Origin of the sequence: Actinoplanes sp. NPDC049265, assembly GCF_043197135.1 — a bacterium.
GTDB lineage: Bacteria > Actinomycetota > Actinomycetes > Mycobacteriales > Micromonosporaceae > Actinoplanes.
Genome location: NZ_JBICSP010000007.1, coordinates 168,466 through 181,456, shown reverse-complemented (window position 1 = coordinate 181,456; position 12,991 = coordinate 168,466). Strand labels below are relative to the sequence as shown.

At 72.0% G+C, this 12,991-nt stretch carries 9 protein-coding genes; 8 read left to right on the top strand and 1 reads right to left on the bottom strand.

From position 1 onward, the window contains the following. Window positions 1-2 precede the first annotated feature (2 nt). From ACGFIO_RS19380 to ACGFIO_RS19360, 5 genes are all read left to right on the top strand, one after another. Entirely contained in the window at window positions 3-818 is an 816-nt protein-coding gene (locus ACGFIO_RS19380; RefSeq protein WP_392827640.1) for a TrmH family RNA methyltransferase, read from the top strand. Between the two features lie 75 nt (window positions 819-893). Beyond that, window positions 894-1,409 (top strand): GNAT family N-acetyltransferase, encoded by a 516-nt coding sequence (locus tag ACGFIO_RS19375; protein ID WP_392827639.1) that lies wholly within the window; start codon window positions 894-896, stop codon window positions 1,407-1,409. A 265-nt stretch (window positions 1,410-1,674) separates the two neighbouring features. Continuing rightward, complete coding sequence (locus tag ACGFIO_RS19370) at window positions 1,675-2,823, top strand: MalY/PatB family protein (RefSeq protein ID WP_392827638.1); 1,149 nt, start codon at window positions 1,675-1,677, stop codon at window positions 2,821-2,823. Window positions 2,824-4,521: 1,698 nt separating this feature from the next. Next, on the top strand, window positions 4,522-5,775 hold the full coding sequence (locus ACGFIO_RS19365; RefSeq protein ID WP_392827637.1) for a globin: 1,254 nt from the start codon (window positions 4,522-4,524) through the stop codon (window positions 5,773-5,775). Between the two features lies 1 nt (window position 5,776). Beyond that, a complete protein-coding gene (locus tag ACGFIO_RS19360; RefSeq protein WP_392827636.1) occupies window positions 5,777-7,786 on the top strand; it encodes a prolyl oligopeptidase family protein in 2,010 nt (669 codons plus the stop codon). Here ACGFIO_RS19360 and ACGFIO_RS19355 read toward each other — a convergent pair. Then, window positions 7,753-9,036: a hypothetical protein gene (locus ACGFIO_RS19355; RefSeq protein ID WP_392827813.1), complete on the bottom strand. Its 1,284-nt coding sequence runs from the start codon at window positions 9,034-9,036 to the stop codon at window positions 7,753-7,755. The two genes, ACGFIO_RS19360 and ACGFIO_RS19355, sit on opposite strands and share 34 nt — an antisense overlap. Window positions 9,037-9,105: 69 nt before the next feature. Here ACGFIO_RS19355 and murD point away from each other — a divergent pair, with 69 nt between their 5' ends. The 3 genes from murD to ACGFIO_RS19340 all read left to right on the top strand — a co-directional run bounded on the left by murD (window position 9,106) and on the right by ACGFIO_RS19340 (window position 12,954). Then, a complete protein-coding gene (murD, locus tag ACGFIO_RS19350) occupies window positions 9,106-10,455 on the top strand; it encodes a UDP-N-acetylmuramoyl-L-alanine--D-glutamate ligase (RefSeq protein WP_392827635.1) in 1,350 nt (449 codons plus the stop codon). Between the two features lie 199 nt (window positions 10,456-10,654). Then, a complete protein-coding gene (locus tag ACGFIO_RS19345) occupies window positions 10,655-11,599 on the top strand; it encodes a MurR/RpiR family transcriptional regulator (RefSeq protein ID WP_392827634.1) in 945 nt (314 codons plus the stop codon). 59 nt (window positions 11,600-11,658) lie between these two features. Next, window positions 11,659-12,954: an extracellular solute-binding protein gene (locus ACGFIO_RS19340; RefSeq protein WP_392827633.1), complete on the top strand. Its 1,296-nt coding sequence runs from the start codon at window positions 11,659-11,661 to the stop codon at window positions 12,952-12,954. Window positions 12,955-12,991: the final 37 nt, after the last annotated feature.

The window sequence follows — 12,991 nt, the reverse complement described above, 5'->3', positions numbered from 1 at the left end:
CCGTGCCCGACGTACACGAGATCACCGACCCCGCCGACGACCGCCTCGGCGACTACCGCGCCCTCACCGACCTCGAACTGCGCACCAGGTGGGAGCCGCCGCACGGCCTCTTCATCGCCGAGGGTGAACTGGTGCTGCGCCGGGCGCTGCGGGCGGGCTACCGTCCCCGCTCCTACCTGATCGACGCCAAGCGGATCGGCCAGCTCGCCGACCTGCCCGGCGACGCCCCGATCTACGCCGCCGCGCCGGCCGTGCTGGAACAGGCCACCGGCTTCCACGTCCACCGCGGGGTGCTCGCCTCGTTCCACCGGCTTCCGCTGCGTACGGCGGACGAACTGATCGCCTCGGCCCGGCGCCTGGCGGTGCTGGAGGACGTCAACAACCACACCAACATCGGGGCGGTGTTCCGCGACGCGGCCGCGCTTGGCGTCGACGCGGTGCTGCTCTCGCCGACCTGCGCCGACCCCCTCTACCGCCGGGCGGTCCGGGTGTCGATGGGCGAGGTCTTCGCCATCCCGTACGCCACTCTTGAACCGTGGCCGGACGGCCTGGGCCAGGTCCGCGAGGCTGGTTTCACCGTGCTGGCAATGACCCCCGACCCCGCGGCGACCCCCTTGCACCAGCTCACCACCGCCCAGCGGGCCCGAGCCGCGCTGCTGCTCGGCGCCGAGGGCCCCGGCCTGTCCCGCACGGCCCTGGCCGCGAGCGACGTACCCGTCAAGATCCCGATGCGCCGCAACGTCGATTCGCTCAACGTGGCCGCCGCCGCGGCCGTCGCCTTCTGGGAACTGGGCCGCGACGATCAGGAGATCGCATGACCCACCCGCCCTTTCTCCGCGGGCAGGTCGCATGACCTGCCCGCCCTTCCTCCGCGGTCGCGGCGAGGGGATCGCGTGACCACCCTGCGGACCGACCGTCTCATCCTGCGGCAGTGGCGCGACGACGACCTGGACGCCTGGGCCGCGATGAACGCCGACCCGCTGGTCCGCGAGTTCCTCGGCGGCCCGCTCACCCGCGAGCACAGCGCCGCGTCGATGGCTCGGTTCGCGGCCGACATCGATACGCGGGGCTGGGGCTGGTGGGCGGTCGAGGTGGCGTCGTCGGGCACGCTCGCCGGCTTCGCCGGCCTCGACCCGGTCGATCCCGGGGGCCCGGTCGAGGGCGTCGAGATCGGCTGGCGGCTGGCCCGCGAGATGTGGGGTTCCGGGTATGCGACGGAAGCCGCCCGAGCCTGCCTTTCGTACGGCTTCGACACCCTGCGCCTACCCGAGATCGTCGCCATCGCCGCCGCCGGCAACCACCGCTCCCGAGCCGTGATGACCCGCCTCGGCATGACCCACGACCCGTCCCTCGACTTCGCCGACGGCGCTTTCCCCTCGGTCGTCTACCGCCTCGCCGCCGGCCTCTGACCAGGAGCGATTCATGGCGGGGCGCTCCTCGCCGCTCCATCTTGCCTCCAATCGCGGCACCCGCCCGCCGCCCGCCGCTGACCTGGCGCGCTCCCTCCTGGTGCGCAGAGCAGGTTCTGCGTACGAGGAGGAGGCGCTTCCTCGTGGTGTGCAGAGCAGGTTCTGCGTACGAGGAGGAGGCGCTTCCTCGTGGTGTGCAGAGCAGGTTCTGCGTACGAGGAGGAAGCGCTCGTTTGGGCGGCCCGATCCCGGTCACAATGAGGTCATGGTCGATGAGTTGGCGGTCGCGTCCCTGTCCGAACTGGCCCAGCGCCGCTCGGCCAAGTGGCGGCGGTTCCCGGCCGGGGTGATCCCGATGCACGTGGCCGAGACGGATTTCGCGCTGGCGCCGCCGGTGCTGGCCGCGCTGCGGGAGGCGGTCGACGCGTCCGACGTCGGCTATTCGTCGGCCGAGCCGGAACTGGGCGAAGCCTATGCCGGGTTCGCCGCCGCACGCTGGGGCTGGCAGGTCGATCCGGCCGGCGTCACCGCGATCACCGACGTCGGCGTCGGCGTGGTCGAGTTGCTGCGGGTGTTCACCCGGCCCGGCGACGTGGTCGCGATCAGCCCGCCGATCTATCCGCCGTTCTTCGACTGGTCACCCGAGGCGGGCGTCCGCAACATCGAGGTTCCGCTGCGCCTGGGGGAGTCCGGCTACCGGCTCGACCTGGCCGCGATCGAGGCGGCGTTCGCTCGACATCCAGCGGTGTACGTGCTCAGCAACCCCCACAATCCGGTCGGCCGGGTGCACACGGCCGACGAGCTGACCGCGCTGATCCGGCTGGCCGAACGCTATCGGGTGGTCATCGTCAGCGACGAGATCCACGCCCCGCTGGTGCTGCCCGGGGCGGCGTACACCCCGATCCTGTCGCTGCCCGGCGCGGCCGACGTGGCCGTGGCCGTCGTCTCCGCGAGCAAGGCCTTCAACCTGGCCGGCCTGAAGTGCGCCGCCGTGGTGACCGCCTCGGCCCGGATGGCCGCCGCCGTCGCGTCCTTCCCACCCGACGCCCGCTGGCGCACCGGCCACCTCGGTGTCATCGCGTCCATCGCCGCCTTCCGCGACGGCGGCCCGTGGCTCGACCAGTTGCTGTACACCCTCGACGCCCGCCGCGCCCAGCTCGGCCGGCTGCTGCGCGACCGGCTGCCCGCCATTTCCTGGCATCCGCCGCAGGCCACCTACCTGGCCTGGCTCGACTGCCGCAAGCTGGGCGACGACGATCCGCAGGGCCTCTTCCTGGACCGCGCCCGCGTCGGCGTGGAGCCCGGCCTGCGTTTCGGTGCGGCTGGGCTGGGGCACGTGCGGCTCAATTTCGGTACGGGTGCCCATGTGCTCGACGAGGCGACCGCCCGCATGGCCGCCGCTCTGTCCGGGTAGCGGACGCCGTGCCCACCACGGCAGTACGGTTGTACTGTTCGCGTATTCCGGCCGCCCGGGGGTGTACACGTGTCGTCCGGCTCCGACCCGCATCTGGTGGCCCTGCTCCGGGCCATCCGCCTCCGCGCGGCCCATCCCGAGGCCGCCGCGGCCGGCGCCGCCGACGTCGAGGCCGCCCTCGGCGCGCCGCCCACCGACCCCGACCACCCGGCTCCCGGCCCGGGCCACCCCGCCGCCGCTCCTGGCCACCCGGCTCCCGGCCCTGGTCAGTCCGCCGCCCCTGGCTACCCCGCCGCTTCTGGTAACCCCTCTGCCGCTGGACACCCCTCTGCCGCACCGGGGCATCCCACCGCCGGGTCCGGGCACTCCGGTGCTGCGGACGGCTTTCCCCTGGTCAATCCCGCTGTACGCGGTTATGGGCACCACGCCACCCCGATGCCCGCGGGCCCGCCGCCCGCCGCGCTGCCGTCGGCCACCCGCCGCAGCCTGCCCGCCGGCCCGGCCGCGACCCGTCCGGCCAACCCGGATCCTTTCGCCCAGCCCACCAGCGAGCCGGTGGATGAGATGCCCGCCCACCCCGCGGCGGCCCGCCGTTCGGTCAACCCGCTGCGCGATCCCCAGCAGGCTGACGACCCGGCGCGAGCGGCCGCCGCCCAACCATCGGTCACCCAGCACGGCGCCCGGGCCTCGGTCAATCCGGAAGGCCCCCGCCGGCCCTTCATCCCACCAACCGCCCATCCCACGCCGCCGCCACCGGGCCCGAGTGCGCCAACCGCGCCGACGCCCGGCCCGGTGCCGCCAGGCGGGTCGGTGCCCCCAGGCGGGTCGGTGCCCCCAGGTTGGACGATGCCGCCAGGTTGGACGATGCCGCCCGGCGCGACCGTGCCGCCCGGCGCGACCGTGCCGCCGGATGGAGCGGTACCGCCGGGTCGAACTTTGCCGCCGGGTGGAACTTTGCCGCCGGGCGAGACGGTGCCGCCGGGTGGAACGACGCCGGGTGGAACGACGCCGGGTGGAACGACGCCGGGTGGAACGACGCCGCCCGGTTGGACGCCGACGCCCGGAGCGCAGCCGCCGGCAGCCGGCCCCCCGGCCGGTGGCGCTAACCTCCCCGGCGTGCCGGCGCGACTCCTTCCGATCCCATCGCCGCCGGGTGGTCAGGGTGTTTCGCCCGTCGCGCCCGGTCACGCGATACTCCCGCCCAGCGCGACAGGCGAGACTGCCACCAGCTCGTACGCCCCGCGCTCGGGCCCGGCGCAACCTGGAACGCCACCCCCCACCCCCTGGACCGGAGGGAACCCCACCACCGTGCCCGGCCCCGGCGCCACCAACCCCGGATCCCTTGTGCCCCAGACCCCGCACCCACCCAGCAGCGCCCAGCCCAACCCATGGCCGGTCAGGCCAGGACCTCCGGGCGCGCCGAACGGATCAACAGCGCCGGCCGGACCAGGCGCGCCCAACGCACCAGGCGCGCCCAATGGGCCAGGCGCGCCCAATGGGCCAGGCGCGCCCAATGGGCCAGGCGCGCCCGGGAGAGCGGTATGGCCCGGCGGCACCGTAACCCCGGCCCCTGAAGATGAGAGCGTCCCGATCCCGTGGGCGACGTCGTCCGTCCGCCCGGTCCAGGGCGGCAGCGTTCCGATCCCGCACCCCGGCCACGGCTCGAACGTCTCCAGCGGCCCGATCTCGGTCGACCCCGTGCCGGGCCTGTCCGCGGTCGGCCGTCCGGTGCCGGGCCAGTATCCCGACCCGGCCGGCCCGGTGGTGATGCCGCTGCCCGGCGTACCCAAGATCGGCGGAACCCACCCACCGGCCGGGGCCGGCGACGGCATGGACCCGGCCGACGACGCTGCCCTCAAGGAAGTGCAACGCCTGCTCAGTAACAGTCTGAGCCTGGCCGGCGGCACCGAGGAGGTGGCGACCAGGCTGCGGGCGGCGCTTCTGCTGGCCCAGCCGCAGCTGACGGCGACGCTCCCGGGCACCCCGTTGACCCAGCGTGAGCAGCTGGCTCAGGCGCTCGCCTGGCTGGTGCACAACCTCGACGATCCGCCGGTGCTGGTGGCCGGTTGTGTGCAGCTGGGCGGGGCGCTGGCCGAGTGCGGGATCCAGCCGGGCCAGTTGCAACTGGTGGGGGCCGCGCTGGCCGAGGCGATGCGGCAGGGGATGACCGCGAACGGCTGGCGGCAGGACTTCGACCAGGCGTGGCGCAGCACCTGGCAGCACGTGCACGAGTGGGTGGCGCACGGCGCCGAGATGGCCCGCTATCAGCCGGTGACGTGGCTGGCCGAGGTGGTGTCGCACGAGCGGCGCCGGCCCGATCTGGCCGTGGTGCGGATCCGGCCCTACCTGCCGATGCCGTGGCGGCCGGGGCAGTATGCCCGGATCGAGGTGGACGGTGTGCCGGGGGTGTGGCGGCCGTATTCACTGGCCGGGCGGGGGAACATCATCGAGTTGCACGTGCGGGCGAAGACCGAGGCCGGCGTCTCGGGCACGCTGGTCTACCGGACCGGCGAGGGCGACCGGGTGCGGTTCACCCGGGCCGAGGGCGGCATGGGCGTGCCGCCGGGGCAACGGGACCTGCTGCTGGTGGCCGGGGACACCGGCGTGGCGCCGCTGAAGGCGATGCTGGGCGAGCTGGCCGCGACCGGTGACCCGCGGTCGGCGGTGCTGTTCTGGGGCGTACGCGACCTCGACGAGCTCTACGACATGGAGGACATCGCCCGGATCGCCCGCGCATGCCGGAGGGCGACCGTCGTTCCCGTCGTTTCCGAGGGTGACCCGGGTCAGTACGCTTCGGGCCTGGTGACGGATGCGATAGCGGCGTACGGGGAATGGTCGGAGGCGGATGTCTTCCTGGCCGGGCCGCCGGTGATGCTGGCCGCCACCAGCGCCGCGCTGCAGCTGCTCGGAGTGGCTCCCGAGCGCATCCACCACGACGCCCCGGAGGGTTGATTTGACCGTCGAGGAGATCCACGGTGAGCCGATCGAAGACCCGTTCCGCCGGCTCGAGAACGCCGAGGATCCTGAGACGGAGGCCTGGTCGGCCGGGCAGGATCTGCGGTTCGCGGCCGCCCGTGACGGCTGGGCCGACCGCGGTGACTGGGCCGCCGGCCTGGAGAAACTCTTCCGGGTGGGTGCGATCGGGGCGCCGGTGTGGCGGGGGGAACGGTCGTTCTCGACCCGCCGGGACCCGGGCCAGGACCACGCGGTGCTGCTTGTCACCGAGCCGTCGGGGGAGGAGCGCGTGCTGGTCGACCCGGGCGCGATCGACCCGACCGGCCGTACGGTGCTGGACTCGTGGTCGCCGTCCATCCAGGGCGATCTGCTGGCGTACGCGTTGAGCGAGAGCGGCACCGAGTGGGCGACGATCCGGGTGCTGGACGTGACCACCGGTGACATCGTGGACGGTCCGATCGGGCGTACCCGGCATCCGTCGATCGCCTGGCTGCCGGGCGGCCGCAGCTTCTACTACCCGCGCTATCTGACCATCGACGAGGCCGACGAGGAGCGCTGGCTGCGGCAGCGGCTGTACCGGCACGAGCTGGGCCACGATCCGGAGTCGGACGAGCTGGTGTTCGGTGACGGGCTGCCGCGGGCCACCAATCTGGCCGTGTCCACCTCGGATGACGGCCGCTGGCTGTCCGTGTCGGCGTTCCGGGGCACGGACGCCCGCAACGACGTGTGGCTGGGTGTGCCCGGCGACGGCATGTTGACGCCGGTCAGCCTGGGTGAGGACGCGATCTCCAGGCCGTATTTCGACGCCGCGGGCGACCTGTGGCTGCTGACCAATCTGGACGCGCCGCGCTGGCGGCTGCTGCGCTGGGCCGACGGGGAGCGGGTGGAGGCGCTGCCCGAGGATCCGGAGGCGGTGCTGGTCGACGCCCAGGTGCTGGCCGGTGCGGGGCTGATCGTCGCGGTGCGTTCGCGGCACGCGGTCAGCGAGGTCGCGGTTCACGATCTCGGTTCCGGCCGCGAGCTACGCCGGTTGGATCTTCCCGGCCCGGGTACGGTGACCACGCTGACCCGCCGCGCCACCGGCACCGACGTGTGGGTGGGCTGGACCGACTTCACCACTCCGGCCTACGTGTTGCACGCCGACGCCGCCAATGGCACTTCCGAGGTGTACGCGCGTCCGCCCGGCACCCCGGACACGGCGGTGACCACCCGCCAGGTCGTGTACACGTCGTACGACGGCACCCCGGTGCACATGTTCGTGATCGCCCCGGCCGGCGCCGACCTGTCGACGCCGCGCCCGACGGTCCTCTACGGCTACGGCGGCTTCAACATCTCGATCACGCCCGGTTACTCTCCGTCGATCCAGGCGTGGGTGGCCCGGGGCGGGGTGTACGCGGTGGCGAACCTGCGCGGCGGCAGCGAGGAGGGTGAGGAGTGGCACCGGGCCGGCATGCGTGAGCACAAGCAGAACGTGTTCGACGACTTCGCGGCCGCCTCGGACTGGCTGGTCGGGCAGGGCGTGACGACCCGGTCGATGCTGGGCATCCGAGGTGGGTCGAACGGCGGTCTGCTGGTCGGCGCCGCGGTCACGCAACACCCGGCGAAGTGGAGCGCGGCCGTCTGTTCGGCGCCGCTGCTGGACATGCTGCGGTACGAGCGGTTCGGGCTGGGCGAGTACTGGAACGGTGAGTACGGGACGGTGGCCGAGCCGGCGGAGTTCCGGTGGCTGCGGGCGTATTCGCCGTACCACAACGTGCGCCCGGGCACGGCGTACCCGGCGGTGCTGTTCACCGTGTTCGAGGGCGACACCCGGGTGGACACGATGCACGCCCGCAAGATGTGCGCGCTGCTGCAGCGGGACACGACGGGCGAGGCCCCGATCCTGATCCGCCGTGAGGTGGGTGTCGGGCATTCGACCCGCGCGGTGTCCCGGGACGTCGAGCTCGCCGCCGACGAGTTGTCATTCCTGTCGAACTATCTGAGGGCGTCGGCCAGAACCGAGGCGTAACGCTCCGGCAGAGAGCCGATCTTGGCCGGGGCGAGAACGTCGTCCCGATCGGCCAGCGCGGTCTTCCAGCCCTCCTCGGGGATCTCGGCGCGCAGGGCGTCGACGACCGGTGAGTGCTCGTCGATCATGGAGAGGGCGACCACCGATTCCTCGACCTCGCCGACGCACTCGAACGGCTTGTGCGCGTCCAGTCCGAGCAGTTCACGGTAGCCGGGCAGCTGGGCCGGGTCGGCGAACAGGTCGTGGCCGAAGATGTGGACCAGCCGTTCGTGCGGCATGAACGGCGCCATGGCCAGGAAGACGAACCGGCACTTGGGGCAGTTCCCGCACCAGCGTTCGGTCCGGTCGTGCAGCTTGAACGCCTGGTTGCAGCTGGTCACCACGTCGTCGTAGCGGGTGTGGGCGGCGAACAGCTGGGCGATCCGCAGTTCGGACAGCGGCCGCAGGAACGAGAAGTAGGGCTCGGTCAAACCCACGTGCTCGCGTACGGCCGCCCGCAGCAAGCCTTCCGCAGCCTCCCCCTTGGACCACTGATGGTTGACCTCGTGTCCGTTCCAGATCAGGTTGGGGTCACTGGCCGAGCGCTCGTTGGACATCGCCACCGGGCCGAGCCCGTGCCACGCCGCGGTAGCGATCGCGATGAGCGAGTTGATCGCGGTGACCGGGATGTGGCCGTTGCGGGCGCCGGCGTTGTTGAGCTCGAACAACCGCGGGTCGAGCTGCCGCCGCGCGGCCAGCGCGGGCAGCCCGGAGGCCTCGTTGACGCTGACGATGACCGGGTTGGGGTTGACCGAGAACGGGACCGGGTCGAAGCCGGCCGCGCGCAGGATCTCCAGCGTGACGATCGAGTCCTTGCCCCCGCCGACCGCGCTCAGCGGCCTGCCGTCCGAATTGTCCGTCTCGCTCACCGGCGTCGGGTCGCCGGCGGTCGAAACGTGCAGGTCCAGCACGTGCGGCAGCTGGTTCCGGTAGGCGTACTCGGCCAGCCCGTGGGTGTAGACGGCATCGAAGAAGGCCCGCGCGGCGGGCCCGAACGCATCCTCGGTGACGACCAGGGGCGGGGCGCCGACCTTGTAGTAGCTGACTCCGGCGACCACGTGCAGCAGTTCGAGCGTACGCATCAAGGTCTGGGTGTCGGCGGTGCCCACCGGCAGCGTGACCGTCTCGGTGAAGGTCTCGGGGGCCGGCCCGTCGAGCAGGTAGCCGAGCTTGACCACGCCGGTCGCGGCGTCGAACGAGCGCGTCGTCATCCGCAGCGCCGTGTATTCCTGAGCCACCCGCGTTCTCCCGTCGTCGGACCGGCGGCAATACTAATGCGCATGCGTCTCGCGGAGCTGAAGGGTCGGTCGGTGGCGGTCTGGGGTACGGGCCGGGAGGGCCGGGCCGCGGTGACCGCGATCGCCCAGCACGGTCCGTCCCGGCTGCTCGCGGTGGACGACAGCGCCAACTTCCTGTCCATCCCGTGGGAGGGCGAGCTGGCCGCGCTGGCGCCGCTGGCCGGCGGTGACCACGCGTTCGGCGCCCTGGTGGCGGCCGATGTGGTGGTGCGGTCGCCCGGCGTGCCGCAGACCCACCCGTGGATGGCCGAGCTGCGTGGCCGCGGCGTCGCGATCACCGGCGGCAGCGCGCTGTGGATGGCCGAGCACGCCGGCCGCACCGTGGGCGTGACCGGCTCCAAGGGCAAGAGCACCACGTCCAGCCTGCTCGGCCACCTGCTGGCGGCGGCCGGCCGGCCCAACGTCTTCGGCGGCAACATCGGCGTCCCGCTGCTCGACCTGCCGCCGGCCGAGCTCTACGTGCTCGAACTGTCCAGCTACCAGTGCGCCGACCTGGCCGACTCGCCCCGGGTGGCGGTGGTCACCTCGCTCTTCCCCGAGCATCTGGACGCGCACGGCGGCGAGCGCGAATATTATCGCGACAAGCTCAACATCCTGGCCCACAGTCCGGAATTGATCGTTGTCAACGCCGCCGACGAGCGGCTGATGCGCGAGGTTTCCGGTGTGACCGACGCGAACGGGTTCGCCCCGGTCCCGGCCGGCGCCGGTGACTCCCGGTTCCGGGTCGAGGGCGACGGTCAGGTGTGGTGCAGCGACGACCCGCTCTTCCCGCGTGCCGACTTCAAGCTGCGCGGCGTGCACAACGGGCGCAATCTCTGCGTCGCCCTCGCGGTGCTGGACGGCATAGGTGTCGACGTGTACGCCCCGGAGGTCGCCGCCGCGGTCCGGTCGTACGAGGGGCTGCCGCACCGGCTGGCCGAGATCGAGGACCCGTCCGGCCTGACGTTCGTCGACGACACGCTGTCCACCAGCCCCTACTCGGCCATGCACGCGATCGACGCGTACCAGGGCCGGCCGTTGACCGTGCTGGTCGGCGGCACCGACCGGGGCCTCGACTACGGCCCGCTGCGTGAGCACGTCCGTGACCTCGAGCTGACCGTGATCGGCATTCCGGACAGCGGCGAGCGCATCGTGGCCGAGCTGGCCGGTCTGCCCGCTGTCCGCACCGAGGTGGCCGAGGACCTGCCGGCGGCGGTGAGCCTGGCCCGCAAGCTGACGCCGGAGGGCGGCGTGGTGCTGTTGTCGCCGGCCGCGCCGAGTTACGGCCGGTACCGCAACTTCGAGCACCGCTCCGAGGTGTTCGCGCAGGCCATCCGCGACACCGCACGGTAAACACTCCTACCCATTTCACCCGATCGGCTCGCGGCCGATCGGGCGTTCGGCCTATCCCAAAACCGGTCGAATCGGCCGCGTATTCATGCCCATTGATCAGGTAACGGTTTGAAAACTTGAACCAAACTCTTGACTCGGAGGGGTGGTTAGTAAGAACTTTTACCGCGACAGTTAACACTCCTTCCTGAAGGGCGGCCCCATGGTCGAGCCGGCGGTTGACGGCGTGGCAGCGGCCACGGTCGTCAAGGCCCCGAGTCTGAACGGCTCGGACGGCGTGCTGGTTCGCGTCCGGACCCTTCTCCCGGAGTTCACCGGCGCCCTCCAGCGAGTCGCCGAGCAGGTCCTCACCGACCCGGCCGCCGCCTCCCGGGCCACCATCGTCGAGCTCGCCGAGCGCAGCGGCACCTCGCCGGCCACGGTCACCCGGTTCTGCCGGGCCCTGGGCTTCGACGGGTACGCCGACCTGCGCCTGGGCATCGCCGCGGAGACCGGCCGGGCCCGGTCGGCGGGCTGGACCGTCGACATCGGACGCGAGATCCAGCCGGGCGATCCGCTGGAACGCGTCCTCGGGCAGATCATGGCGTCCGACACCCGCGCCATGCACAACACCGCCGAGCTCCTCGACCTGGCCGAGGTCGAGCGGGCCGCCGGCGCGATCGCCGCGGCCACCCGGGTGAACATCTTCGGCGCCAGCGGCAGTGCCCTGGTCGGCGAGGAGATGCAGTTCAGCCTGCACCGCATCGGGGTGCCGGCCTGGGCCTGGACCGACGTGCACAACGGCCTGGCCAGCGCCGCGCTGTCCCGAGCGGGCGACGTCGCGCTGGGCATCTCGCACTCGGGCGAGACCGGCGAGACCATCGAGCTGCTGGCCGAGGCCGGCAGCCACGGCGCCACCACGATCGCCCTGACCAGCTTCCCGCGCTCGCCGCTGGCCGAGCTGGCCGACATCGTGCTGCTCACCGCCACCCAGGCGACCACCTTCCGGCCCGACGCGCTCTCCGCGCGCCACCCCCAGCTGGTCGTCCTCGACCTCCTCTACGTCGCCGTCGCGCAGCGGACCCACGAACGTTCGCATGCCGCGTTCCAGCGCACCGCCCAGGCCGTCAGCGGACACAAAGCCGCGAAGGACGGGAGCACAACATGAAAACCCTGATGTCCACCCCACATAGATCGCGCACCCGACAAGACCCCTCTGGAGGAACCGTGAAGCGCAAGATCGCGCTCGCCGCGGCACTCACCGCCACTCTGCTCGCGGCGGCGTGCGGCAACGACAGCAGCAACAGCGCCACGCCGAACGCCAACGCGTCGGTCGACGGCAAGGGCAAGACCCTCAAGGTCTGGCTCATGGTCGACGCGCAGTCCGGCTGGAAGAACGTGGTCGACCAGGCCAACGAGCGCTTCACCCAGGCCACCGGGGCCCAGGTGCAGATCGACTACCAGCAGTGGGGCGACCACCTGGCCAAGGTCGACGCCACGCTGGCCGGCTCCGACGTGCCGGACGTGATGGAGCTGGGCAACACCGAGATGCCCAAGTACGTCTTCAACAACGCCTTCCACGAGCTCGACAAGACTCAGTACGAGAACTCGGCCAACTGGCTGACCGGCCTCTCCGCTCCGTGCGAGTTCGAGGGCAAGACCTACTGCGTGCCCTACTACGCGGGCGCCCGCGTGCTGATCTACAACACCGACCTGTTCAAGAAGGCCGGTCTGCAGCCGCCGAAGACGTACGCCGACGTGGTCACCGCGGCCAAGACGCTCAAGGAGAAGAACACCGGGGGCAAGTTCTCGGCCTTCTACGCCCCCGGCGCGCACCAGTACATGGGTCTGGCCTGGGCCGTCGCCGGCGGCGGCACGATCGCCAAGCAGGACGGCGACAAGTGGGTCGGCACGCTCTCCGACCCCAAGGTGCAGGAGGGCCTGACCAAGTGGAAGGAGATCACCACCTTCTCCTCCGGTGACAAGACCAAGAACGAGGTCGACCAGTCCGCGGTCTTCGCCCAGGGCCAGAGCGGCATGATGTACGGCGCGGGCTGGGAGGCCGGCTCGGCGCAGGAGCAGCCCAAGGACCCGAACAACCCGGCCTCGGAGAAGGTCAAGACCAAGGTGGCCGGCAAGGTCGCCACGGTCGCCATGCCGGAGATCCCGTCCTTCCTCGGCGGCTCGGACGTCGGCGTCACCGCCAAGGCCAAGAACCCCGAGCTGGCCGCGCAGTGGGTCAAGATCTTCACCGACACCAAGTCGCAGGAGCTCCTGATCGACAAGGGTGCCCTGCCCAACGCGACCAACCTGCTCGACAAGGCCGCCGCCAAGGAGGGCAACGAGGCCAGCGCCCAGGCCGCGAAGAACAGCTTCTTCGTCCCGATGGCGCCCAAGTGGGCCGAGGTCGAGTCGGCCAACGTGATCCAGCAGATGCTGGTCAGCATCGCCACCGACAAGGCCACCGTGGCCGACGCGACCAAGAAGGCCGACGACCAGATCAACACCATCCTCAACGGCTGACCACCGGCGCCGCCCGCCCGCCGCAGACGCGGGTGGG